The organism is Chitinophaga sp. OAE865, assembly GCF_040546735.1.
GTDB classification, from domain to species: Bacteria; Bacteroidota; Bacteroidia; order Chitinophagales; family Chitinophagaceae; genus Chitinophaga; species Chitinophaga polysaccharea_A.
The window spans coordinates 4,305,818-4,331,461 of the sequence record NZ_JBEPOF010000001.1; the positions used below are offsets into that span (position 1 = coordinate 4,305,818).

The 25,644-nt window shown below is 47.9% G+C and carries 22 protein-coding genes; 10 read left to right on the forward strand and 12 right to left on the reverse strand.

The genetic code is table 11. From position 1 onward, the window contains the following. Window positions 1–22: 22 nt before the first annotated feature. Together ABIE50_RS17425 and ABIE50_RS17430 are read right to left on the reverse strand one after the other, a co-directional pair. Entirely contained in the window at window positions 23–1,666 is a 1,644-nt protein-coding gene (locus ABIE50_RS17425; protein WP_354028058.1) for a right-handed parallel beta-helix repeat-containing protein, read from the reverse strand. Between the two features lie 418 nt (window positions 1,667–2,084). After that, a complete protein-coding gene (locus ABIE50_RS17430) occupies window positions 2,085–3,500 on the reverse strand; it encodes an aminotransferase-like domain-containing protein (protein WP_209857580.1) in 1,416 nt (471 codons plus the stop codon). A 90-nt stretch (window positions 3,501–3,590) separates the two neighbouring features. Here ABIE50_RS17430 and ABIE50_RS17435 point away from each other — a divergent pair, with 90 nt between their 5' ends. Further along, complete coding sequence (locus ABIE50_RS17435) at window positions 3,591–4,487, forward strand: DMT family transporter (RefSeq protein WP_209857581.1); 897 nt, start codon at window positions 3,591–3,593, stop codon at window positions 4,485–4,487. 292 nt (window positions 4,488–4,779) lie between these two features. On the opposite strand, the gene ABIE50_RS17440 is transcribed toward ABIE50_RS17435, so the two are convergent. The 5 genes from ABIE50_RS17440 to ABIE50_RS17460 all read right to left on the reverse strand — a co-directional run bounded on the left by ABIE50_RS17440 (window position 4,780) and on the right by ABIE50_RS17460 (window position 8,009). Further along, window positions 4,780–5,070, reverse strand: coding sequence for a DUF1330 domain-containing protein (locus ABIE50_RS17440; RefSeq protein WP_209857582.1), 291 nt, complete (start codon window positions 5,068–5,070; stop codon window positions 4,780–4,782). 18 nt (window positions 5,071–5,088) lie between these two features. Continuing rightward, window positions 5,089–5,496, reverse strand: a complete 408-nt coding sequence (locus ABIE50_RS17445; protein ID WP_209857583.1) for a DinB family protein — start codon at window positions 5,494–5,496, stop codon at window positions 5,089–5,091. 67 nt (window positions 5,497–5,563) lie between these two features. Then, window positions 5,564–6,289 (reverse strand): AraC family transcriptional regulator, encoded by a 726-nt coding sequence (locus tag ABIE50_RS17450; RefSeq protein WP_209857584.1) that lies wholly within the window; start codon window positions 6,287–6,289, stop codon window positions 5,564–5,566. A 137-nt stretch (window positions 6,290–6,426) separates the two neighbouring features. Then, window positions 6,427–7,665: an RNA polymerase sigma factor gene (locus ABIE50_RS17455; protein ID WP_209857585.1), complete on the reverse strand. Its 1,239-nt coding sequence runs from the start codon at window positions 7,663–7,665 to the stop codon at window positions 6,427–6,429. After that, window positions 7,665–8,009, reverse strand: a complete 345-nt coding sequence (locus tag ABIE50_RS17460; RefSeq protein ID WP_142686832.1) for a YciI family protein — start codon at window positions 8,007–8,009, stop codon at window positions 7,665–7,667. The genes ABIE50_RS17455 and ABIE50_RS17460 overlap by 1 nt, the downstream gene beginning before the upstream one ends. Window positions 8,010–8,383: 374 nt before the next feature. On the opposite strand from ABIE50_RS17460, the gene ABIE50_RS17465 reads away from it, so the two are divergent. Together ABIE50_RS17465 and ABIE50_RS17470 are read left to right on the forward strand one after the other, a co-directional pair. Next, window positions 8,384–10,318, forward strand: coding sequence for an alpha-L-arabinofuranosidase family protein (locus ABIE50_RS17465; RefSeq protein ID WP_209857586.1), 1,935 nt, complete (start codon window positions 8,384–8,386; stop codon window positions 10,316–10,318). Between the two features lie 70 nt (window positions 10,319–10,388). Further along, window positions 10,389–10,826, forward strand: a complete 438-nt coding sequence (locus tag ABIE50_RS17470; protein ID WP_209857587.1) for a GNAT family N-acetyltransferase — start codon at window positions 10,389–10,391, stop codon at window positions 10,824–10,826. 74 nt (window positions 10,827–10,900) lie between these two features. Here ABIE50_RS17470 and ABIE50_RS17475 read toward each other — a convergent pair whose 3' ends face one another. Together ABIE50_RS17475 and ABIE50_RS17480 are read right to left on the reverse strand one after the other, a co-directional pair. After that, window positions 10,901–11,326 carry an SH3 domain-containing protein gene (locus ABIE50_RS17475; protein WP_142686834.1) on the reverse strand — a complete coding sequence of 142 codons (426 nt, stop codon included), beginning with the start codon at window positions 11,324–11,326 and terminating at the stop codon, window positions 10,901–10,903. Between the two features lie 24 nt (window positions 11,327–11,350). After that, the gene (locus ABIE50_RS17480) at window positions 11,351–11,839 is read right to left on the reverse strand and encodes a BON domain-containing protein (protein WP_209857588.1); all 489 of its coding nucleotides are present in this window, start codon (window positions 11,837–11,839) and stop codon (window positions 11,351–11,353) included. A gap of 373 nt (window positions 11,840–12,212) precedes the next feature. On the opposite strand from ABIE50_RS17480, the gene ABIE50_RS17485 reads away from it, so the two are divergent. The 6 genes from ABIE50_RS17485 to ABIE50_RS17510 all read left to right on the forward strand — a co-directional run bounded on the left by ABIE50_RS17485 (window position 12,213) and on the right by ABIE50_RS17510 (window position 22,077). Beyond that, window positions 12,213–13,589 carry a hypothetical protein gene (locus ABIE50_RS17485; RefSeq protein WP_354028059.1) on the forward strand — a complete coding sequence of 459 codons (1,377 nt, stop codon included), beginning with the start codon at window positions 12,213–12,215 and terminating at the stop codon, window positions 13,587–13,589. Beyond that, window positions 13,522–14,748, forward strand: coding sequence for a hypothetical protein (locus ABIE50_RS17490; RefSeq protein WP_354028060.1), 1,227 nt, complete (start codon window positions 13,522–13,524; stop codon window positions 14,746–14,748). Before ABIE50_RS17485 ends, ABIE50_RS17490 begins: the two co-directional genes overlap by 68 nt. 4 nt (window positions 14,749–14,752) lie before the next feature. Continuing rightward, window positions 14,753–19,243 (forward strand): TonB-dependent receptor plug domain-containing protein, encoded by a 4,491-nt coding sequence (locus tag ABIE50_RS17495; RefSeq protein ID WP_209857590.1) that lies wholly within the window; start codon window positions 14,753–14,755, stop codon window positions 19,241–19,243. A gap of 386 nt (window positions 19,244–19,629) precedes the next feature. Further along, window positions 19,630–19,932, forward strand: a complete 303-nt coding sequence (locus ABIE50_RS17500; protein WP_209857591.1) for an autorepressor SdpR family transcription factor — start codon at window positions 19,630–19,632, stop codon at window positions 19,930–19,932. Further along, window positions 19,919–20,818 carry an SdpI family protein gene (locus ABIE50_RS17505; RefSeq protein WP_209857592.1) on the forward strand — a complete coding sequence of 300 codons (900 nt, stop codon included), beginning with the start codon at window positions 19,919–19,921 and terminating at the stop codon, window positions 20,816–20,818. The genes ABIE50_RS17500 and ABIE50_RS17505 overlap by 14 nt, the downstream gene beginning before the upstream one ends. Beyond that, window positions 20,815–22,077: an alpha/beta fold hydrolase gene (locus ABIE50_RS17510; protein ID WP_209857593.1), complete on the forward strand. Its 1,263-nt coding sequence runs from the start codon at window positions 20,815–20,817 to the stop codon at window positions 22,075–22,077. The genes ABIE50_RS17505 and ABIE50_RS17510 overlap by 4 nt, the downstream gene beginning before the upstream one ends. Here ABIE50_RS17510 and ABIE50_RS17515 read toward each other — a convergent pair. Beyond that, window positions 22,074–22,766, reverse strand: a complete 693-nt coding sequence (locus ABIE50_RS17515) for a sulfite oxidase-like oxidoreductase (protein WP_209857594.1) — start codon at window positions 22,764–22,766, stop codon at window positions 22,074–22,076. The two genes, ABIE50_RS17510 and ABIE50_RS17515, sit on opposite strands and share 4 nt — an antisense overlap. Before the next feature lie 181 nt (window positions 22,767–22,947). Between ABIE50_RS17515 and ABIE50_RS17520 the strand changes: the two genes are divergently transcribed. Continuing rightward, window positions 22,948–23,973, forward strand: coding sequence for a sterol desaturase family protein (locus ABIE50_RS17520; protein ID WP_209857595.1), 1,026 nt, complete (start codon window positions 22,948–22,950; stop codon window positions 23,971–23,973). On the opposite strand, the gene ABIE50_RS17525 is transcribed toward ABIE50_RS17520, so the two are convergent. Both ABIE50_RS17525 and ABIE50_RS17530 read right to left on the reverse strand, forming a co-directional pair. Further along, window positions 23,961–25,058, reverse strand: a complete 1,098-nt coding sequence (locus ABIE50_RS17525) for a metallophosphoesterase (RefSeq protein WP_354028061.1) — start codon at window positions 25,056–25,058, stop codon at window positions 23,961–23,963. The genes ABIE50_RS17520 and ABIE50_RS17525 overlap by 13 nt on opposite strands. A gap of 108 nt (window positions 25,059–25,166) precedes the next feature. After that, window positions 25,167–25,628, reverse strand: a complete 462-nt coding sequence (locus ABIE50_RS17530; protein WP_142686842.1) for a cold-shock protein — start codon at window positions 25,626–25,628, stop codon at window positions 25,167–25,169. Window positions 25,629–25,644 lie beyond the last annotated feature (16 nt).

Genomic DNA, 25,644 nt, shown 5'->3' on the forward strand with positions numbered 1-25,644 from the left:
AATATTATTTTTCACCACGCGGTTAAAGCCTTCCCGGAGCTTCAAACCGCCATTGAGGCAAACATTGTTTATAGATCCTGTAGTTGGAAGAGCCGTCATCCAGGTCTATATCCCATCCATGATCGCAGCGGAAGCGGTTGTTGCGGATGATCACCGGCCGGATGGCATCCAGCTTTACCAGTTCAGGGTGTGCAGCAGTAATACTGTCCATATATCCCCTGTCGGGCGCCCAGTAACGGTCGCGCCCCCACGAATTAAAGGCGCCATGATCCCCTGTTTCCAGCACGGTATTAAACACATCGTTGTATTCCAGTACGTGGCCGCCAAAGCAGCCATCACCGATATTGAGGCCGGCCCGGGGCGTGTGGTAAATGCTGTTATGACTCACGGTAATGCCCGAAGAAACGGTAATTTCCACGCCTGTTGCCTGCTTTTCAATTTCGCCTACGTGATGAATAAGACTATTGGTGACCAAGCATTCCCGCGGGTAGTTATTGCTGCGGGGACCGGACGTTTTATCCAGCTGATCATACAGCGTGAACTCTTCGTAGCGGAAATTGGGGGAGCGTACCGCTTTCAGGTCGCCAATAAAACAAACAGCGCTGGCGCCTATATCATGGATGTAGCACTCTCTGATCGTATCATGATAGTTATAGTTACTGAGCATTATGGCATTGCCTCCAAGACCGGCAAACTCACAATTGCTGATGCTGCAGTTTTCGGTACCATCAAACAACACGGCCCCGCCCCGGTAAATGGTCCAGTCGCTGCGCAGCAGCTGTTCCTTTGTATCCATAAAGGATCGCTCATTATGCACAAACCGCAGCCCTTTTAAGCTAACATTACGTACAGGCTGAGTAGGAGTGCCTTTTAGTATTATGCTGTTCTTCAGGCGTGATACTTCTATCCGGGCATCTGCGGGCGACAGGCCGGCCGGGGGATAATAGTACAACAGCCGGGCTTTGCTGTCGAGGTACCATTCGCCGATGGTATCCAGCTCCTGCAGGTTGTTTTCCACGAACCTGAGCGTTGCATGCATTTTATTGGGCCGGTTGTTCTGCCATCCGCCTTCGAGTACGGGTTGCCCATCTTTCATGCCGGTGATGCGGTAATGAAAGCCGCCCCACTCGGATGCATGAATGGCATGCACATATCCATTTTCCGGATGTTCCCATTTGGCGGCACGCTCTACCGCATTGGCAGCGGTGCCATGAAACACTTTGGCAGACGTATCATAATTGGGATAACGGGCCAGCACCTGCAGCTGCCCGTTTACATACAATCTTTCAAAAGAAATACCGGCAGGCACAGTGGCTGAAAAGATGCCATTCTTATAGGGTTTCCATTTAAGCGAAAGTGGCTGCCCTGCACTGATGAAAACTTTCTCCCCGTTAAATGCACTTATCTGCAGGCTTTTGCAGGCCATGTTTTCAGCATTCAGCGTAATTTCCTTTTCGAGATAGTAAGTGCCTCCGTGAAGCAGGATCACCACTGACTGCCCTTTTTGTTTTGCTGCCCGGGAAACCGCAACAGACAAGGTTTTTATTGGCCGGGATTCATTGCCTGCATGGGTATCATTTCCCGAAGGGGAAACATGATAAAGGGTTTGCGCATTTGCCTGTTGTATCATCAGTAAGGCACAACAAATGAGAAAGAGTTGCTTCATAATTATACTATTTTTCCAGGCTGGCTTCCAGTAGTGCAGCGTCATTGTTCTACCAGTTCACCGTCACTCAGCGATTGACCAGCCCCATACATACCGCTGATGGCTATACGTGAAATTTTGGTTGTTTACTATCTTTCGATTCTCTAAATCCAGGTAGAAGGTAGGTATTCATTGCGGGAAAAGAATGAAGCGGATAAAAAAATATTGATAAAAATGAAAATTATACCGGATATAAGACTCCCTGCTATAAAGCGTATGGGATACGTTCAGGAGTTCGTATACCCTTCGGGGTTATTATTTATCCTCATCTGCCTTAATTAATCCCATACCAATAGCTTTTTTATAAGCGCTACGCTGTTTTATTTCTAAAGCTTTCCATGAGTTTTTTGCAGCTGCCTGGTGTATGATTGGTCAGCAATTATCGCATGGTGGCTGCCAGTTTGCCCAGCAGTTGTAGTTGCTTTTCCAGGTTATCGGTCCAGGGAAGGCCAAGAGAAAGCCTCATACAATTTTCGAACTGATCCTGTAACGTAAACATTCTTCCGGGTGCAATACTTATTTTTTGTTTGATGGCTTTTTCGAAGAGCTTTGTAGTGCTGGTGTTTTTATTAAGCTCCACCCATAGCGACAGTCCGCCCTGCGGCCGGCTTGTTTTTGTACCGGCGGGGAAATGTTCTGCAATGGTGCGTATATAATGCTGGTAGTTATCCTGGAGGGTTTTCCGGAGTTGGCGGAGATGATTTTCATACCTGCCGCTTTTCAGGAAACCGGCCACTGCTTCCTGTGTTATGGCTGTACATGATAGTGTATGTACCAGTTTCAGTTTCAGGATCTGTTCCTTGTATCTTCCCGGTGCCAGCCAGCCAACCCGGTATCCTGGTGCAAGTGTTTTTGAGGCAGAGCTGCACCACAGCACCATACCTTTTTTATCGAATGTTTTACAGCATTTCGGGCGTTGTGCATCAAAATGGAGATCGCCGTAAATATCATCCTCGATAAGGGGGATATCATGCCTGGCTAATAGTTTTACCACTGCTTCCTTATTTTCGTCGGGCATGTGGCTTCCCAGGGGCGTATTGAAGTTAGGGGCCAGGAGGCAGAGCTGGATCTTTGGAATGGCTTTTTTCAGCGCATCTATTTCAATGCCTTTGGTTGGATGCGTGGGCAGTTCAAGCACTTTAAGACCCAGGCTCAGGGCCAATTGCAGGCTGCCGGGATAACAGGGGCTTTCCATAGCGATAGTATCGCCTGGTTTTGATAAAGCCATCATGCAAAAAGACAGTGCATTCATTCCGCCTGCTGTTGTGAGCAGGTCGTTTTCGTCCAGGTTGCCACCCCAGGCAAGTGAGCGGGCGGCAATCATCCTTCGCAGCGCAACATTGCCCTGTAATGGCTCATAGCCGATGCCGCCGGCTTTAAGCGTACGGGTGGCCAGGGCTATTTCCCTGTTTAGTTTTGCCAGGGGAAGCAATTTCCCGGAAGGCGAGCCAATGGCAAAAGGAGTGAGGTCATCTTTTCCCAGGCCGGCATATACTTTCCTTATCAGCTCATCCGGTTCCTTGTTCCTGCCTGTTGCAGATGGCTTGCTTACTGCGGTGAGCGGGAGCTTCAACTGGGGCTGCAGATTTACAAAATATCCGGATTGCGGTTTTGAGCTGATGAGCGACAGGGCTTCCAGTTCCATGAAAACTCTTTTGGCAGTGTTCATGCCAATGTTATGTTGCAGGCATAACATTCTTACAGAGGGCAGGCGGTCGCCCGCTTTCAAAACGCCGTTCCTGATCTGCCTGGCAATGCCGTTGGTAATAGTAGTGTATAGAAAGTCTTTGGCCATTTCCAAATATAACTGTGTCCATCAAAATAAACAAAACTGGGACTGTGTTTATTGGATATCTGTTTCTAATTTTGTGGCAATTCAGATATTATGACAGAGGCAAGTATTAACACTACCGCATCCAACACAACAGGCGGCTGGATAAACGGGTTTATCGGCGTATTGATTTTCAGTGGTTCCCTTCCGGCGACAAGAGTAGCGGTACTCGATTTCGACCCGGTGTTTTTAACGGTGGCCCGGGCCTCCATCGCAGGCTTGCTTGGTCTTGCCCTGTTACTGGTTTATAAAGAAAAGTTACCGGTAAGAAAACAGCTGCTTCCATTGACTATTGTGGCCATAGGGGTGGTGGTGGGTTTTCCTTTGTTAACCGCTCTTGCCCTGCAGTATGTAACATCGGCGCATTTAATAGTGTTTGTAGGCATGTTACCGCTTACTACGGCTATATTCGGCGTAATACGGGGAGGAGAGCGCCCGCGGGCGGCGTTCTGGTTTTTTTCGCTGATGGGAAGTTTCCTGGTGATAGGTTTTGCCGTGTTCCAGGGATTGTCGGCCTCACCGGCGGGCGACATACTGATGTTGCTGGCTATTATCCTGTGCGGGCTTGGATATGCGGAAGGCGCAAAGCTTTCAAAGGACCTGGGCGGATGGCAGGTGATCTCCTGGGCGCTGGTGCTTTCGTTACCTGTTATGGTGCCGCTGGTATTTGTGCTGTTCCCGTCGTCGATAAGGGGAATAAGCCTGCCGGCCTGGGTAGGATTGGGTTATGTATCTCTGTTCAGTATGCTGATTGGCTTTGTGTTCTGGTACCGCGGACTTGCGCAGGGAGGTATTGCAGCCGTGGGGCAATTGCAGCTGCTGCAACCATTTTTTGGATTGGCCCTTGCTGCCGGTTTATTACATGAGCAGGTAAGTATTGGCATGGTAGGGATCACTGTTGGGGTAATTCTCTGCGTGGCGGGATCGAGGAGGTTTGCGAAACAACGGTAGTGTCGCAGATACTTGTCGCATACTTTGCGGATGCTTAGGAGTCGTCTATGTGTAGTACTTACCATATAGTCCTGATACAGTCCTCATACACTCTTCATACGGTCATCAGGCACTAATGATGCACTTCCAATGCTTAGTGCATGCACTTATCCCCACGGGGCGCCTCCTGAAACAGGTTTACCTACTGATGCATGCACTGTGCCCCACCGGGCCGGCGAAAAACGGCAATAAGCAGCAAAACCGGCTGATTGGTTTTGCTGCTTATTGGCCGGTTGGCAATTTAGCAGTAAGCTTATTCCAGCGCATGCACCAGTATCATGTTGCAATTATCCGTACAGCGCCATCTGAGCTCCTTCAGTGGCTGGTATTCGGGGTCTTTGTAGCATTGCAGCGCTGCAGCTTCTGAAGGAAATTTAATGACAGCATTCATCCGTCTGGCAGTTCCTTCTATAGCTTTAGCCCGGAGGTCGGAAGCCAGTACTTCCGCGCTGTATTTATGCAGCAACCGTAAAACAGGAGGACCGTACTTTGCATATTCTTCTTCGTTAATAATATCGTAACTGTTGATATAATATACCGGCATATAAATTTATTAAGAAGATCAGTAAATATATTCAGGTGGTACGATATCTTTCATGCGAAGGTAAATGGTGGCTTGCCCGCGGTGATGCGTAACATGGTCAATAGTGGCATAAAAGCCTGCGATTGCCTGTTCAGAAAGGGGAAGGCTTTCCATGCTTTTTTTCAATGCTGCAAATGCTCCGTCCAGATACGCAATGGTAGCTGCTTTGCCAGTGGTGGCGGTGGGAGGGTTCCAATCGGATGATTGTTGCCTGATGTAATTTTCCTCCCACCATCCTATGCCGTAGCCTATATGGTGCAACAGCCCGGCAAAGGTCCATACGGCGGGTACCGGTTTAAAATCGTAATTTTTTTCGGGCATGGATTCAGCTACGGCCAGCGTATAATTCCTTGCATTTTCGAGGGTAGTTAATAATTGCGTTTTCATAATCTGAAGTTTGTTACCGCAAAATTAACCGGTGAATTTGCCAGGTGTTTAAGAAAAATTGCTCTTTTTAAGAACGCATGGAGGAAGGGGATTTCCCGAACTGTTTTTTATAGGCGGCGGAGAAGTGCTCAAGACTGTTAAACCCGGTGGAAAAGGCAATATCCGTTACCGGCAGACTGGTATTACGAAGCTGCAGGGTGGCCTGTTTAAGCCTTACCTGTAAGAGGTAGTTGTAAGGCGTGGCAGCAGTGATCTGTTTAAAAAGACGGTTGAAATGAAAGGGGCTCATATTTCCCAGTGCAGCAAGTTGCGGAAGGGTAACATCGTCTGCATAATTTTCATTGATAAATATTTTCACCTGCTCAATCGCCGGCAGGTAATTCCTTTTCTGTTTATCATTCAGGGGAGGCAGGGGATGAAGGGGATCACCGGCAGATAACACCATCATGAAAAGATCGTTCATCAGTTGTTCTGCCCATAAACGCGGGTAATGGGTTTTTTGCAGCAGGCTGAAAATATGCTGATGCAGGAATTCCATTTCAGGAGTTGCCTTTACCAGGATGGATTGAATATCAGGGTTGTTAAAGAACCAGGAAAATGAAGCTGTATGCTCCATTAAACGGTCCGCGCTTTCTGCCGGGAAAGAAAAGATGGTACACTGATCCGGTATATTGTGCACATGCGCAACCCGGTGCTCATAGCCGGGTTTGCAGAGCAGGAACAGGCCGCTGTAAGCATCCAGTTCATCCCGGAAAACCCTGAAACGGAAGTTCCCTTTGCGGATGTAGGCCATAGAAAATGTTTCCTGGTATTCTTTGGCAGACACTGTGCACTCCTGGCACCGGCACAAAAAATTATGTACCGTGCAAATAGGAGATTGATAAAGCGTTTGTATATCTGCCTGCATGGTATAAAGGTATAAAAAATAAATCAGCGGCCCAGCCGTTCTATTTCCCGCATCAGTGTTTTCTTTTCTGCTGCCGATTTGGTGAGATGGATGGCTTCGCGGTAATGCGCCGCTGCTTTTTCTGTATCAGTGGATGCATACAGATAACCCAGCAGGGAGTGGTAATGACTGTTGTGGTGCAGTCCCAGTTTCTCCGCTTCTTTTATGCCGGCTGCATGGCCATATACTCTGGCAAATGCAAAGGTACGGTTCAACGCAGTCATGGGGGAGTATTCAATTAATATCAGCTGGTTATACAATTGCAGGATATGATTCCATTTATTGCCGGCATCAGGAGTAGTATGCCAGTAGGCGATACCTGCTTCCAGGTGATATTTGGATGCTTCATTTCCTGTACAGGCATTTACGAGGTAATAGTTGCCCTGTTGGATCAGCTCTTTACTCCACAGGTTTTTATCCTGCTGTTCATAAAGAATGGTTTCTCCTTGGTTGTTGGCCCTTGCGTCCAGCCTGGAGCTTTGAAAGCACATCAGTGCCAGCAGGGCATTGGCCTCCGTGGTGTTGGTGAGCGGGTTTTCGGTAAGCACCAGCGTAAGCCGGATGGCTTCCGAGCACAATTCCCTCCTGATCAGGTGATTGCCTGATTTGGAAAAGTATCCTTCATTAAAAAGAAGGTACAGGGTTCTCAGCACAGTGTCCAGCCGTTCTTTAATGGCAGCTTCCTGTAGTTGTTCCACCTGGAAATTATCGGCGCGCAGGTTGGCCCTGGCCCTGAGCAATCTCTTTTTAATAGTTTCATTTTTAGAGAGAAAGGCATCTGCGATTTCCTCTACGCTGAACCCGCAAAGGATCTGCAGCGCCAGGCAGATCTGCGATTCTGCGGCGTTGGCAGGATTGCACACGGCAAAGATCATGGCCAGCTGGCTGTCGGCGATGGTTTGAGGCGTGAAATCAAAGTCGGGCTCCTGCCGGGTTTCACCATCGCCCAGCGCTTGTTTTACCTGTGTTTCAAAGATGGAAACATGTTTGAGATAATCCTTTGTTTTATTTTTTGCAACGGTATACAGCCATGCAGTGGGATTTTCGGGAATGCCCCGCACACTCCATACCTCCGTGGCTTTCAGGAAGGTGTCACTGGCAATATCTTCTGCTGTTTCAATATGCTTCAGGCCAAAATGACGGCATAGTACTGCCGTCATTTTGGAATACTCCAACCTGAACAAGTGAGGCAAAAGCTCCTGGTATGGAGGCGTACCGGCCATCAGCTTTTTTCTTCGGGTTTTAGTATAGCCCTTACTTCTACATTACCGCCTGCTTTGAGCACCGGGTTAGCCTGGGCAAATTCAATGGCTTCTTCAATACTATCGGCTTTAACGATCATATAGCCGCTGATAAATTCTTTGATTTCCGTATAGGGCCCGTCTGTTACTACGTTGTTGGGCTTCACTGTTTTAGCAAGACTGGCCGATAACCGGTTTCCTTTATCTGCCAGTTTGTTCTGCGCGGCAATACCAGCCAGCCAGTTCATCCTTTCCTGCAATTGTTCAGGAGATGGATTATCGTGCGAATTGGTACTGTTCCTGAAAATTAACATGAACTCTCTCATAACTTATAATTTTATAGTTTCGTTATTATAACGACCGGCTATTCATAACGGGGACAAATAACCATAATTTTTTTACAGGTAAAAATACTTTATACCGATGATTCTATATTATACCTGTCCGGCCCATAGCTGTCTTTATGATACACTATTGATACAACAGACACAGGTACCAGGTTATATCTCCCGGAAGAATTATTCTTCATCTCCCAAAAACTATTCCCTATATCACAAAACGCAGGCATCTCACGGAATTATAAAAATTAATTGTCAAATTGACGATTAATAAAATAGTTTTATTATTTTTCCTCCCGGAAGATGCCCCGGGGAGTAGCTAACCCCGCCAGGGCAGGCATTTTTTAAATTTAATACACGTTATGAAAACGCTTTCAAAGAAACTGGTTTATCTATTCCTTGTTGCCAGCCTGGGCGCACAACAGGTTTTTGCACAAACAAAGCAGGGTGGGAAACCGATTTCCCCCGACCTGTTTGGAATTTTTTTTGAAGATATCAGCTATGCGGCAGACGGCGGCCTGTATGCAGAATTAATCCAGAACCGCTCGTTTGAGTATACGCCGGCCGACAGGTATGGATGGAATCCTTTCACTGCATGGGAATACGTGACTAAAGGATTTGGCTATGGCGCCATCAGCGTGGAAAGTCAATCGCCTATTCATCCCAACAACCCGCACTACGCCCTGCTTACCATTGAGGAGCCAGGGCAGGAAGGTATAGGGCTGCAGAACAACGGCTTCGATGGCATCGCCATTAAAAAGGGAGAGCAGTATAATTTTTCCGTATTCACCCGGTTATTGTCTGCAACGCCTATTCCCTTATCCGTACAGCTGCGCAGCCGCAAAGGCGAAGTGTACGGTAAGGTAAGCCTCTCTGCAGATGCCAGGGAGTGGGAAAAAGGGAGTGGAGTTATCACGGCAGCTGCTACAGACGACAGCGCGGTACTGGTGATCACTGCCAAAGCCCGGGGCAGGCTGGGAATCGACATGGTATCTTTATTCCCGGTTAAAACATTTCATGGCCATGCCAACGGGCTGAGAGCAGATCTCGGACAAACCATCGCAGATCTGAAACCCCGCTTCATGCGCTTCCCCGGTGGCTGCCTGGTGCATGGCGATGGCCTCGAAAATATGTATCGCTGGAAAAACACCATCGGCCCCATAGAGGAAAGGAAGGAACAGCGGAATATATGGAACTATCACCAGTCGATGGGGCTCGGTTATTTCGAATACTTCCAGTTTTGTGAAGACATAGGTGCAAAGCCCTTACCCGTAGTACCTGCAGCGGTAAGCTGCCAGAACTCAGGCGGTACCTGGCGCATAGGCGGCACCGGTCAGAAAGGATTGCCGATGGAGGAAATGCAGGACTATATCAATGAAATACTGGATCTTATTGAATATGCCAACGGACCGGCCACTTCTACCTGGGGCGCCAAACGCGCCGCTGCCGGTCATCCGGAGCCTTTCCACCTGGAATACCTGGCCATTGGCAATGAAGACAAGCAAACCCCCGTTTTCAGGGAACGTTTTAAGCTGATTGAAACGGCAGTGAGGCAAAAGCACCCGGAAATCACGCTTATTGGCACAGTAGGCCCGGCCCCTGCAGGAGAAGATTTTGAAGCCGGCTGGAAGTTCGCCAACGAAAACGCATTGCAGATAGTGGATGAACATTACTACGAAAAGCCTGAATGGTTCCTGGAGCATAAGCGCCGCTACGATTCTTACAACCGCAGTAAATCAAAAGTATACCTGGGCGAATATGCGTCCCGCGGCAACACCTGGTTCAATGCGTTGGCGGAAGCGGTGTATATGACAGGACTGGAACGCAATGGCGATGTAGTGCGGTTATCCTCATATGCCCCGCTGCTGGCGCGTACCGGGCATACTTCATGGAATCCTAACCTGATCTACTTTACAGGTACCACCATCACCCGCACACCTAACTATTACATACAGCATTTGTTTTCAAACAATGCAGGCGACCGTTATTATGAAGGCATCGTTTCACTGGATAATGACGTTAATACAGGCGCGTCTTGTGTGAAAGACAGTAAAACCGGCGACATCATTATCAAACTGGTGAATGCCGGTGAAAGTAAAGTGAAGGCCAAAGCCAGTGTTGGCAGCCTGGCAGCGCCGCGTGCAAATGCAGCAATTACCGTATTCACGGAAAATACCACGGACAAAAATGCGCCGGCAGTTGTTACAACTGACAGCCAGATGGAAGCTGGCAAAGTGATAAATTACGACGTAGCTCCCCGCTCTGTAGTGCTTATCAGGATGCCGGGAAAAAAGTAAGCGATATGAAAAAGAATGCTGTGGACAACAGCATTCTTTTTTTATTTTACTTTGTCAGCAAATTGATAGCATGGAGCATAAGTTAGAAAAGGTTACACCAGCCGATTACCGGGAATTAGTATCAGTATGGGAAGCATCGGTAAAAGCCACGCATGATTTTTTAACACAGGAAGATATCGATTTTTTCCGGCCGCTGATATTGAATGAATACCTGTATGCCGTGGAACTGGCCTGTACAAAAGATGGCGCCGGCAATATCCAGGGATTTATAGGCACTGCCGCCAACAAAGTGGAGATGTTGTTCATTCATCCTGGCGCCAGGGGAAAAGGCATCGGCAAATTCTTGCTGGAATATGCCATCCGTGAAAAAGGTATTAATGCAGTTGATGTAAATGAGCAAAATACACAGGCCGTCGGCTTTTACCTGCACGCTGGTTTTAAAGTAATATCCAGGTCGGCAACAGATACGATGGGAAAACCATTCCCTATATTATCAATGGAATTATAAAAGACGCAATGAATATAAAAAGAAGAAGCGTCCCGCATTCATGCAGGACGCTTCTTCTTTTTATATTCATTGCGTTATTCCACGGGTTGCAGATACTGCGCATAGGCATAGCCTTCCTCGCCGTTATCTGTGCGGATCAGCCACCACTGGTCGCTTTGTTTACTGATCAGCGAAACAATTTCATTGTGCGCTGCCTTACCAACAATAGGCTGGTCGGTGCCGGGGCCTTTGCGGATATTCAGGTTGGATGATTCTGTGATCACTTTCAGTTTAGCGCCCGCAACAGCAGTTGCTACATTAATATTCATTACCACATCGCCGGTCAGGAAGTTGGGATCGATCTTTCCATAGATGTTCCACAGCTGGTCTTTCACAGCGCCGGTAGGTGCCTCGCCTTCTATATGCAATACGCCATCCAGTTCGCTGACTTTCAGGTTGCTGGTACCTGCAGCCTGTGCTGCATCAATCAACTCTTTGTATTTATCCTGTAATGCTGCCATGATTATTGTATTTAAAGAGAAAGATTATTTTACTTTTAAACCTGAAGCATCCACTTTTTTAGGCTTCAGAGCATCCAGCGCCATTTTCAGCTTTTTCCAGCGGTCTGCTTTCTGTTCGCCGGTAATAGTGATCACCCCGTCTTTAACATCCGCCTGGATGCCAGGGAAATCTTTTACGATACCGGCTACCGCTGTTTTCAGGGAATCATCGGCAGTAACTTCCGGTGCAGCCGGTGGAGGCGGAGGAGGGGTTACCGTAACATTGTTAACAACACTCTTAACACCCTGGTTCAACTTTACAGCAGCTTCTGCGGCATCTTTATCGGCCTGGCTGGCAACAGATCCGGACAGGGTAACTACGCCATCCTTAACATCTGCAGTTACGCCGGGAGAGGACTGCAGGGCAGTGGTAACGGCAGCCTGTATGTCTGCGTCTTTAGGTTTCGATTTGCAGGAAATCATGAACAATAGTCCCACGGAGAGGATCACTGTGGTCAGGTGTTTAAGTTTCATAGTAATACTGAGGTTTTAATGATGAAAAAATACGTTCTTAAGTTAAGTATCTTTTTCCATGTGGCAATAAGACTGGAAGAGTTGTTTATTTTTTAATAAACGACAGGTATGTTCTTTTTAACGGGATAGGCTATCCGCTTTTTTAATTTAAAAGGAGCAGGAAATTTTTTTTACGATGCTTATGGAATTATTCTTCCGCCCGCATCATGCGGGTGGAATCATCCCTTTTTTATAGGGGAATAGGTTTTAAAAGAATGATAATTAATTAGATAGAAGTATAAATGTATCGTTATGGAAAAGTTACTGACCGGCTAACAGCCCTCCTTTTACTTTAAGAATATACCTTATATTGATAAATGTAAAAATGTATGCCTTGAAATATTTACTCCTTCTGTTACTGTTCCCTTCCCTGATTTTTGCACAGCAGGTAAACCCGGTGTTATCACCGGAATACAGCCGCCTTATCCACGGGGATACCACAGCAAATGCTTTCCTTCCCGAAAAGCGGTACCAGGAGCTTACCGTGAAGCGGCTATACCCGCTGAACACCCCGTTGCGCAAGATAAGCGTGAAAAACAATGAGCTGGCGATGCATGCTGCTTATCCAAAGAAACTGCTGCTTGCCGGCGAATATACCGCCGGTATTGCTTTTAAAACGGTGAACCGCCTGCCCGCCCTGCAAACAGCTTATGCACAGGGCCGATCCATACAGGGAGCGCTGGCCTGGCAGGGACCCGAAACAAATGAAATGTTCAGCTACGGCCCCTTAATGAGCCAGCTGGAGTATAACGGGCAAGCCTATCCGTATGATGTAAACGGTAAACTGGTACCATCAGGTACGGGTAACGGGCATCACCCTGCCGGCTATACGAACAATATCTTCAGAACAGGCGCTATGTTTTCCCAGGGCTTTAACCTGAAAACAACCTTACTGGTAAATGATGCGCCGCTCCACGAGTTTGGTATCCGGCTGGGGCATGCAACGGAGAAAAATATAATCCGTTATAACAGCAATAACACCAAAAGCCTGGAGGCAACCGCCGGCTCCCGGATTAAATGGCTGCATATCAGTGGTAAATACAATTACCAGGAAGATCAGTTTTCCAACACCAACAGGGCTGGCTTCCTGAACAGGGTATACCAGCAATCGTTACTTACCCCCGCGAGCTTTGATAACGGCCAGGGCTACACGCTGAACAACGGGCAAAGAAGTTATGCGCAGGCCGCCGATAATCCCGACTTCCTCCTCCGCAACAACGGGCACTATTACCGCACCTATGCCCACCAGGGCAGCCTGCTCCTGGAACGGAATGCCTGGAGGAAGATGAAATATAAGATACTCCAGTCATACAGCCGTAAATCAGAGAACAGCAATGAAGATGTTAAGCCTGGCACTGCGGCCTTCCCTGAGGGGCTGCCACTGCAAAGAGAAAAAGATGACAGGCTATATCAATTGAACGGAGAAGCCACCAGGGATTTTGACTATTACCTGCCTGACGTGCGAACCCGGGCCACCGCGAACTATGTGCTAACCGATACCCGCTCAGATATTCGCTACCAACCGGTATATGATGAAGGCTACCGGTACCAGCGCACCACACAGGAGCTTAATCTTCAGTCGCTTAGCTCCTACAGGCATTGGAGCTGGCCGGAGATCAACCTGGGCCTGGGTAATAAGATCTATGTTTCCAATACGGCCGGTAAAAGTTATTACCTGTTGCCGGATATCCAGCCTGGCGGTGGATTATAAGCTGCCCAACGGTTCCTGGAGCATACGCGCCAGGTCGGCTTATTCGCGTAATGCCACAGAGCTTCCCGTCAACAGGCCGCTTTCCTACGTGAACCTGCTGCGTTTCTCCGTTCGGGATGCAGGGAGTTACATACAGGTACAGGAAGTAGCGGGGTATGATCACCTGCTGCCGGTGTTGCAGGAGGAATGGACAAGTAGCCTGCAGCTTTACAGGAACTCCCTGTTAAGCTTTACTGCCTCGGTTTTCAGGAGGAATACCAAACAGGACCTGTTCCCCGTGGAAGCGGATGGACAACTGGTATTAAGGAACATGGCCAGTCACTATAACGAAGGAATTGACCTGGAACTGAAATTCTTCGAAGATAATTTAAGGAAGAAGACAGTAGCCACTTCCCATGCACTTTCCTTTTTTGCATACCGGAATAAAGTAACCAGCGTGAACAATCCCTACAATTACACGCCCATAGCCGGTTTCAGCGACGTGCACACTGCGTTGATAGAAGGGCGGCCACTGGGAGTAATTGTGGGTAGCGCCTGGCAACGCGACGCTGCAGGCAACCAGGTGATTGGGCCTGATGGGTTTCCATTGGTCGCAAAGGATCCTGCCATTATCGGGAATCCCATTCCTGATTTTGTGATGAAGCTGCATAACAGCATGCAATGGAAACGTTTCTCTCTGCAGGCCGACCTGGAATGGAAACACGGCGGCGACCGGTGGAACGGTACACAGGCAGTATTGGACTACTATGGCAGATCACAGCAGTCGGCCAACAGCAGGAACATTACAGGCTATGTTTTTCAGGGCGTGCAAACAGATGGCCGGCCAAATAATATCCCGGTGGATTTTTATGATCCTAAAGAAGATATCAGCAAAAACCGGTGGGTCAGGTACGGGGTCAGCGGTGTGGCAGAAGATTATATAGAACGGGCCGACCGGCTCCGCCTGAATACCGTGAAGCTCAACTACCATTGGTTGTTCCGGCGTATTGTCCAGAAGCTTACCCTGAGCGCATATGTCAATAATATCCTGTTATGGTCGCCCTATAAGGGAACGGACCCCGATCAGTTATTATTTGACCAGGCCAATAGCACAGGATTGGATTTCTTCAATCTTCCTGCTGTCAAAACTTATGGTTTTAACGCATCCATTCAATTCTGAGATCATGAAAAAAATTATCAGCTTCCTTTGCATATACCTGTTCACCATATTGGCTGCGCAGGCCCAAACATACGACTATACCTCGTTTAAAGAGAAGATCTATATTCATACCAGTCATGTTTTTTTCCAGCCCGGTGATGAAATGTTCTTTAAACTATACCTGGTCAATGCGAAAGATCAGCAGCCTTCTTCCCTGAGCAGGGTAGCGTTTGTAGACATACTGGACCCTTCGGGGAAAGTATTTAAAAAGCTCAGTTATAGGATCACAGATGGTTATGCTGAAGGCTCCTTTTATTTTGAGCCTTCCGTTCCCGGTGGTATTTACAGGCTCAAAGCTTATACCTCCTGGATGCGCAACGAAAACGACAGTACCTTTTACACAAAGGAAGTTACCGTGCAACAGGTAATTCCGCCCCGGGTACTGATGAAACTGGATTTCCCCAAAAAAGGCTATGGCCCCGGCGACGAAGTGACAGCCGATTATACGATCAGGAACTTATCCGATCAGCCCATAGCAGGGCATGCCGTGAATTATAAAATAAGTATAGGCGGTACCGTTATACAAACAGGTAAAGCTGTAACCGGCGGCAATGGTAAGGTGCAGCTGCAATTCAGGCTACCGGCGGATCTTAGCACCACCGACGGGTTACTGAATGTAACCATCGACTATGATGCCTATAAAGAATCCATTTCACGCAGCATTCCTATTGTACTTAATAAAATAGATCTGCAGCTGTTGCCCGAAGGAGGTGCACTGGTGGCAGGGCTTACCAGTAATATTGCTTTCAGGGCAGTGAATGAGCATGGCAAACCAGCCGATATAAAAGGAGTTGTGCTCGATCATGCAGGGCGGCAGGTGAGCGCCTTTGAAAGTTACTATGCCGGTATGGGGAAATTCTCCTTTACACCGCTGCCTGGTGAAAAGTATACGGTAAGAATAATTTCACCGCTGCATATTTCACAGGTATACGATTTCCCTGCCTGCAGGAGCGAAGGCGTGGTGATGAATTTTATAAAGAAAGATGGAAAGTTTCAGTTGGAACTATCTGCTATGACTGATCAGCAGGTAACGCTGACAGGGCAGACAAAAGCAGTGACCTATTACACAAAAGTATTGCAGCTGAAGAAAGGCACGCAGGCTGTTGACATAGATGAGTCTCTTTTCCCTGCCGGTATTGCGCGGTTTACCTTGTTGTTGCGCAACAAAACCCCTGTTGCAGAGCGGCTGGTATTCCTGAACAGGAATAAGATAATGCAGGTGAGCATTACTACCGATAAAAAAGAATACCTGCCCAGGGAGAAAGTAAAAATGACCATTAAAACGATGGATGATAAGGGAACGCCGTTACCATCCAATTTATCCGTTGCAGTAATGGACGACAAGCTTTGGACCTATGCCGATGACAAGCAGGATCATATTTTATCGTGGTTGCTGATGAGCAGCGAATTGCGTGGGAAGATAGAAGAGCCGTTGTTTTATTTCCGGGAAGATGAGCCTAAGGCGGGTCCTGCACTTGACCTGGTGATGCTTACCCATGGCTACCGTTATTTTGATTACATCCCGCAGGCAAGGAACGGTGAATTGCTGAGGTATATTCCTGATGAAGGCCAGGTGCTGAGCGGCACTGTGCTGAATGCAGAAAAGAAACCTGTGCAGGCCACTGTTTTCCTCATCAATACCGGTGATAACGGGAAGGCTATACAAATGAATACAGATGACGATGGCACCTTCTTTTTTACCAACCTGGATCCACTCGGCAGGTACTGCCTTATTGCAAGACCTGTAAAAAAACGTGAGTTGGTAACCATACGGATAGAGCAGCATGGAGTAGAGCTTAACGAGATCAGGGCGCGCAAGTTGCTGGAGAAAGGCGTTGTACTGCAACCCGCCGTACAGCCGTTACCGGTAGTGCCTGGGCAAAAAGAAGATGCTGATGCTGTAATGAATATGGTGAAGATTGAAGATGCAAAGGCCCTGGAAGAAGTGATAGTGGTGGGTTATGGCGTGGAAAAGAAAAGATCGGTGACCGGGGCATTGAAAATATACCAGGGTGAGGATATTGAAGGCAACAAGGAGGAAATCCTGAACGGCAGGGTAGCGGGGTTGGCGGTACTACCCGCGTGGAATCCCGGCGGCGCGGAAGATATACGGATCAGGGGAAATGCTTCGCTTACGGGTAATAACCAACCTTTGTTTGTGGTAGATGGTGTAGTGATGGAAGGGCTGGATATGCAACTGAGCCCAAATGATATTGCTTCCATTGAGGTGATTAAGGATATGGCTGCCACTGCCATTTATGGTACGAGGGGCGCTAACGGCGTGATTGTTATCCATACCAAAAATAAGCTTCCCGGCAGGATCCGTTTCAATCTTGGCAAACGAAGCTATTATGCTACCGCGGCAGTGCCGCCCAGTCAGACCAGCTTCTCCGTGGCAAGGCGTTTTTTTGCGCCCCATTACGCAACTACGGATACGGAGGAACGAACTGATTTCCGTGAAACCATTTACTGGAACCCCGTAGTGCAAACAGATAAGGAAGGCATGGCTACGGTGGAATTTTACAACTCTGATGCCGCTACTACTTTCAGGGCAGTTGCTGAAGGTATTGCCTGGAATGGCAAGCCAGGCAGGGCAGAAGCTACCTGGTCGGCCCGCAATGTGTTGCAGATAGACGCCAAAATACCGCCTTATCTTACTATTGGCGACCAGGCGATGGTGCCCCTGGTACTTAAGAATAACGGCGCCTCTGCTATACAACTGGATATTAGTATAGCCGTTCCCGTTAATATGTCGGCCGGCAGGTTTGAGAACAAGGTGACGCTGGAACCCAACGGCTCCAGGCAGGTGCTTGTTCCCCTGGAAGCGGTTGCGCCTACCTCTGGCACAGTGAAGTTTACCGTGCATGGAAAAGGCGTAACGGAAACCCTGTCGCTTCCCATAGCAGCGGCGCAGCGTGGTTTTCCTGTTATACATACTTTTTCAGGTGAAACATCTGCGCAGCATTCCTTCCAGATCAGCGAACCGGTAAAGGGTAGCATACAAACCAGGCTGCAGGTGTTCACCTCACTGGAAGGGCAGCTGCTGGATGGTATTGAGTCCATGCTGAGAGAGCCTTATGGCTGTTTTGAGCAAACCTCTTCCAGTACTTATCCAAATATCTTCATCCTGAAATACCTGAAAGAGTCCGGGAAATCGAACCGTGAGGTAGAAGCCAAAGCGCTGGAATATATTGAAGCGGGTTACAAGAGGCTAATTGGCTTTGAAACGGCCATGGGTGGGTTCGAATGGTTTGGGCATACGCCGCCGCATGAAGCGCTTACCGCCTATGGCTTACTGGAATTTACAGATATGCAGGCATTCATTGACGTGGACAAAAGCATGCTTGCCCGTACAAAGTCGTTCCTGCTTAATCGCCGCGATGGCGAAGGCGGCTTTAAGTTATCGGCTGGTGGTTATGACAAGTTCAGGTCGGTGCCTGGCAATATTGCCAACCTGTATATTGTATATGCGCTTACACAGGCTGGCGTGGGCGGTGAGATACAGCGGGAGTATAACGCCGGGATGCAGAAAGCGCTGGCCTCCAACGATGGTTACCAGCTGGGACTGATGGCGCTGGCGGCCAGCAATATGAAAGATACTACCAACTATCACCGCCTGATGGCTGCGCTGAAGGAGAGTTACAGGAAGGAGAACCTGGCGGCAGCCACATCTGTTGTTAATTCCAGGGATGCTTCGCTCCGCGTAGAGGCGTTATCGTTATATGCCATGGCGCTTGCCCGTGAACAGCACCCTGACATGGCTGCTATTGCCATTGCCATCTCTAAAATACTATCTGAAAAGGTATATTACGGTTACGGATCTACGCAGGCCACGGTGCTGGCGCTTAATGCGATTGTGGAATGCGTGAAATTAAAAGGGCGTGCGGAAAGCAACGGTGTTATCAGCTTCCACCTCAATAACGAGCCGCTTGAAGCGGGGCAGGCATTCAGTCATGCAGTGAAAACCGGCATCAATACTTTTGCCGTGGAATACGGCGACCATCAGCCAGGTTTGCCATACAACATGGAACTGTCTTATTTCACCATGCAGCCGCCTGGCAGCGCTGCAGCAGAGTTGCAGCTGTATACCGCTTTAAGCGAAAAGCGCACCAAAGCCGGTGAAACTGTGCGGATGAATATAGAAGTAAAGAACATTAAATCCACGTTGCAGCCCATGGCTATTGCAAAAATTGGCATTCCTGCCGGTCTATCGCTGCAGCCCTGGCAACTGAAGGAGCTGGCAGAGAAGAAAGAAGTGGCCTATTACGAGATCTTCGATAATTACCTGGTGCTCTACTGGATGGGATTTGCCGCGGGCGAAACCAAATCCGTCAGGCTCGATCTGAAAGCAGATGTGCCTGGTAAATACAAGGGAAAAGCAAGTAACTGTTATCTCTATTATACTCCCGAACATAAGCACTGGCAGGAGGGAACCGCTATTGAAATTGCGCCTTGAGCGAAGGTTGTCTGACTCAGGATTATGATGATTAGGCTGATTATCCTGATTTGACTATTGGGGATTTAAAAAAATTTTGGGAGAAATTAGCAGATGCTTTCGCTTATATCTTGCTATATTCTTTAAATCAAAACCTGAATTTATTTATAATTGATTTTAAAGATCGGGAGATATGGGCGGCATATTTTCCCCTTATATCTCCCAAAATCCTTTTAAAATCAGAAAAAGTCAAATCAGGATAATCAGCCTAATCATCATAATCCTGAGTCAGACAAAATCCGCGAAGGCGATCCGCAACTATTTCTTTTCAAGTAACATTTTTATTTTGCCCATTCCATCCGGTTTGACTACTTTAGCATTTAGATAGTTGTCTAAATATATTCTTTATGAACAACGTATTTAAGGCGCTCAACGATAAAACCCGCCGGGATATCCTGGAGTTGCTTAAAAAAGAGGATCTGACGGCCGGTCAGATAGCGGAGCATTTTAATTTCTCCAAGCCTACAATATCGCATCACCTGGATCTGCTTAAACAGGCGGAACTGCTTACCAGTATAAAAAAGGGACAGTTTGTATTTTATTCCCTCAACACTACGGTAATGGATGAGCTGCTGAAATGGATGCTGCAGTTCACAGCGGAGGCATTACCGGTGATGAAGCCCAAAACTGGCCGATATGAAGGAAAATAAATGGTTAAAGGAAATCCTGCTGATATTGGCCATGGCGATGCCTTTCCTGGTATATGCCCTGCTCCGTGCCGATCTTCCTGAAACAATACCTTCACACTACAGCATCAGTAAAGAAGGTAAATGGGTGGCAGACAGTTATATGCCGCCACTGGGACTGGTATCGGTGCTTTTTGCAGGCGCCGTGGTCGCTTACCTGTGTATGAGTATCCCATTAATGTCTTCATTGCTGAATGAAAAGAGCAGGAAAGACATGGTGCAGATCGCCCCTTTCCTATATGGCTTCAAAGTGGTGATCGTAGTATTCCTGAGCGGTATCCCGGTATATGAGATGCTGGTAGCATCAGGGAAAATACCAGCCGGCAAAGGGGTACTATGGGGATATATTTCAGGGATCGTGGTACTCGTATTATTAAACATATTCCTGTACCGCCTGTTTGCTTCGCTGTACAGGAACAGTGAGGAGAAGCCTTTATCCCGCAAACCGTATGTGATCATCTGGGCAGGCACACACCTGGTGCTTTCTGCCGGGCCTGTTTGCTCCATGCTTGCCGGGGAAGGGTTTAACATGGCCAGGCTTATGCCGCAGCTGGTGTTTGTTTTCCTGGCCGTTTGCGGGAACCTGATGTACAATGTGCGGCCCAATTATTTCTTTGGCATCCGCACGCCGTGGACGTTGAAGAACGAAACCGTATGGCGTAGAACCCATCGCGTGGGAGGCGTGGTACTGTTTATTGCGGGTACTTTGGGCTTCATGTTTTCCTGGCTTGTAAGCGGGCAACAGCTGCATTACCTGATGCTGTTTGTGATCCTTGTATCTTCGCTTGTTACGTGTGGTTATTCCTATTACATCTACAGAAAAATAATTCAGCAAACTCCGGATCTATGAAAAAGTATTACCTCTTATCATTCCTGTGTATCCTTTTTTTCTCCGCCGCTGCGCAGCAAAACGACCAGGTGGCTACGCATCTTTTTGAGCAGCTGGGTAAAGAAAACTGGGATGGCGCCAGGGAAAATATGGATGCCGGTATGAAAGAAAAAGTGAGCCCGGAAATGTTGAAAGGCATCTGGCAACAGCTTGAACAATCTTATGGAAAATGGGAAGCCGTCATCTCCACAAAAGCATTAAAGGAAGGAGCATATGATATAATACTGGCAGATAACAGGTTTGCCAAAGCCGTCATTACGTTTAGGGTAGTATTCGACAACAGCCACCGTATTGCCGGGTTTTTTATTGCGGGAAACAAGCCCAAAGCTACAGTATTATTGCCTTTCGAGGAAAGGGATACCGTGGTTACCACAGATGGGGGTATCCTGTATGGCGTGCTGGCAAAACCGGCAGCCAGGCAGCCATGGCCCGTAGTGTTGATCATTGCCGGCTCAGGGCCTACAGATCATAATGGTAATAACCCCTTATTACCTCCGCCCAACGGGAGCTCTTACCAGCAGCTGGCGGCTGCACTGGCCGATAACGGCATTGCTTCCCTGCGTTACGATAAGCGCGGCATCGGGCAGAGCAACGGTTTCAAAAAAAGCAGCAGCGCCACTTCGCTGGATGACTATACCGATGATGCTGTTACCTGGATTGATCATTTGCAGAGAAACACAGCCCGGTTTAAAAGTGTAACGGTAGTTGGTCATAGCGAAGGCGCTTTAATAGGCCTGATGGCGGCGGGCCGCAGAAGTTTCAATAGCCTGGTTTCTCTATCAGGCCCGGGCGAATGTATGGATAAATTATTGCTGGCGCAGTTAAAGCCTATGCTGGCTGATTCACTGTATGATGCGGTAACGGTTACCTTAAATGAATTGCGGCAGGGAAGGGACCCGCAGCAGGTGCCGGCGGCGCTCAGCACTATTTTTAATCCTTCGCTGTATGCGTTCTGGAAAAGCACTTTCCATTATGATCCATGTGCATTGCTTCCTGCAGTAAAGATGCCGTTCCTGGTTATAGGCGGTACCAGCGACACACAGGTGCCACCGGTGCAGGCGGATATACTGCATAACTGCAAACCAGGCTCCCAACTGCTGATGATTACCGGTATGACGCATACGCTGAAAGCCTCTGCACCGGCTGCAAAGGAGGAAACGGCGCCGTTGCCGCTGGCCGGCAAACTGGTACCGTCGCTGGTGAAGTTTATAAACAATTAACTGTACCGGTCGTTCCTCCAGGGATAGGCGGTATTGGAATAGCCTCTTTCTTCCCAGAAGCCCAGCCGGTTGGCCGTAAGGAATTCTATACGGTGTATCCATTTCGCGCCTTTCCAGGCGTATAGCTCAGGCGTGATCATCCTTACGGGGCCGCCATGTTCCTTCGGCAAAGGCGCGCCCTCATATGTATGCACCAGCAGTACATCGGGTTTCAGCGCTTCTTCCAGCGCCACGTTGGTGGTATAGTCGTCATAACCATAACAGAGTATATGCGTGGCCGTGTCTTTTGGCTGTACCAATGCTGCCAGGTCCAGTAACCGTACGCCTATCCAGTTCATATTGAGCTTGGACCAGGTGGTTACGCAATGAAAATCGGAGGTGTCTGCTGTTTGCGGCAGTGCAAGAAAATCGGCCCAGCTGAGAGTTACCGGGTGCTCCACGGCGCCATCCAGGATCAGTTGCCATTCATCCTTTTCAATTTCGGGCTGTATCCCCAGGTCAAGTACCGGCCACTTACGGGTGATGGTTTGCCCTATTGGCAATACCGGCATGCCATGCCGGTTGGGGTTACCACTGCCCTGCGGTTTATTGTCGGCCACCGATGGGGTTAGCCGCATTTTCTCCTCAAAGCGGGATTTGAGCTTCATCCTTGCCTCAACAATACGTTGTAATTTATCAGCCTCTTCCATAAAATAGTTTTGGGTCTTCCGGTCATAAATGTACGGATTTATGCCCATCAGGCGGTACTCCCAGTGGTATGCCAGGTACCGGCCTCTCCTGTATCCTGAAAAAAAAGCTGGGCATTTTCTATACTTTGTTCATACAAAGTTGTATTTTGTACCTACAAAGTGATCTAAATAAAAGCGCGTTATGGGAGTTATTGAAACAATATTCAGGGAAATCATAGGATTCCTGGGAATCACACAACTCATAGAAATATGTAAAACGGGGAATTATAAAGTACTGCTTACCCTGAACGGGATCTTCTCCGCAATCTCGCCATTGATACCATTTCTCCTGTTGCTGGAAATAGGACGGGCCATTTTTTACAAAAGGTTTAAGATCGAAGACTATAAAATGCCTTTCCTGATCTTTGTAGCCAACCGGTTTATTTCCCGGTTTATCTCTATTGCTATGGTGGCCTTCTGTATCGGGTTACTGGAAAAGTATGCGTTGTTCCAAACCTCGCTTAAATGGTATTGGTTTATTTACGGGTATGTGATCTGGGAGTTCTCTCACTTTATTTATCATTATTACGGGCATAAAGTACGTTTGTTCTGGTGCCTGCATTCTACCCATCATGCGCCGCAAACCATGAACCTTTCGGTAACTTATGCGCATTTTTTCCTGGAAGCGCCGTATGCAGATGTGATCCGTACCAGCATCTGTATCCTGATGGGAGTGAATCCGCCGTTGCTTTTCATTATCATGTTCATCGACGGTACCTGGGGAGCTTTTATCCACGTGGGAGAGAACCTTATTAAAGACGGGCGTCTTGGCTTCCTGAACAGGATCATTCTCACGCCATCTCATCACCGGGTGCATCATGCAAAAAATCCTTTGTATATGGATACTAATTTCTGCAATCTGCTTAATATCTGGGATAAAGTGTTTGGCACCTTCCAGCCTGAAAAGCATGATATGCAGATAGAGTATGGCATATCCCGGGAAATGAATCCCAACAATTTCCTGGATGTTTATTTCGGTGAACTATATGGTTTGTGGAAAGATGTGCGGAAAGCGCCGGGTTTAAAGAATAAGCTGTTATACATTGTAATGCCGCCGGGATGGAGCCATACCGGCGATCACAAAACGGCGAAAGTGGTAAAGCAGGCTTTCCTGGAGCAGACGCAGCATACGCCGGTGCGGCAGCCGGTAGCCGATCAGGTCATCTGATCAAATAAATAGTACAGGGGGGCTTCTTCAAGTACCACGCGGGAATTCCCCTGTGCATCTTTCTTCCATTTAACCAGCCGTATAGCGCCGTCGGCAATTTCCAGCCCGGTAATGTCACCATCGCTGAAGCAGCAGCAGCCGGTGTTAAAATAGGAGGGATGTGCCATTGTTTTCACCAATTGTTTACCTGCATATTCTGCCTGTCGCGCTGCCAATGCTTTTTGTAAGATGCTTACCTGCTCAGCATCTCCCCGGGCGCGGGCTTTATCCAGTTGCTTCGTGAGCTTATCAATATGATCCAATGAGGCAAACACAGGTTTATGGGTATGTCCTGATATCAGGAATGTTTTTTTATACTGGATGCTCCATTCATACATCATGATATTGTGACGGTCGGCCAGGTCGAAAGAGTCTGAGAGCGTATCCATGCGGATATCAAAGAAGCGCTGGAGGGGTGTCCATATGGCTGCTACAAACCATTTGCTGAAAGCATTGCCATCGCTGCGCTGGTCGCCCTGGTGGCCATGGGTAAGGTAAATGCGGTAATCCTGGTCCTGGTAACGGGTTTGAAGGATAAGGCCTTCATATACTTTCAGTTTTTTCCCGAAGATATCTTTCAGGAATTGTTGTCGTGGCACTACGTAATGCCATTCAAGGTCGTGGTTGCCGAACACGCGGAAGTAGCGTTGCTGCTGCAGGAAGCGGGCTTCTTCCAGCAGGGTGTTGCGGTATTCGCGGATCACGGTAGCAGGCGGGCATTCCCACAGTTCTTCGCAATCGCCCAGGTTAATAAACGTATAACCTTTATCGTAGTAATAACGGAGTGCCGCTACATAGTTATCTTCCGCAGCCATGAAATCGTCGGCGCCGTCTTTACCGCCTTTATGCTGGTCTGAGAAAATAATAAAACGGCTATGCTCGTAGTCGAAGGGCACTATCAGTCCCTTTTGCCGGTTGCCTTTAAGGATCTCCTCTTGGAGCTGTGATAGGGAAGCGAATACCTGTAATTTGTCCGGCTGTGAAGAAAACCTGTTGGAAAGCCAGATGATAGGGCGTTGGAAGAGTCTTTTCAGTGGATGTGGCACGCTGTGTTTTTTTAGGAAGGTGGCTCAGTACCTACCACGCACAAAAATGAGCGATTACCGGTAACCGCTCAGATTTTTTTATTTCAATAAAGCCAGACCAGTTACAGTTTAGCTTTTTACTTCTTTCTTTACATTAACCGCACTTGGACCTTTCTGTCCTCTCTCTACTTCAAAAGTTACTTTATCTTTTTCCTTGATCGGCTCAGTCAGCTGGTTAATATGTACGAATACACTGTCCTGTGTTTGCTGATCGATAATGAAACCGTAGCCTTTGGATTCGTTGAAGAACTTCACCACGCCTTTACGGATTGGGTCTGCCGGCTCTTCGGGCAGTTGCCTGCCTGGGCCCAGCTGAATGTCTTCCACATTGATCTCTTTTTTTCTGCTTGGATCGGGGGGAGTGGAAGAGATATTACCATTCTCATCGATATAAGCCATCATATCTTCCAGGCTCTTTCCTTTAGCACTCTCTCTCTTTCGTTCTTCCTTTCTTTCCTGCTTATCCTGCCGTTGTTTTGCTTTTTTCTTTTCTTTTTCTTTTTTACCAACTGTTTCCTGGGATCTAGCCATATGCATGTATTAATTT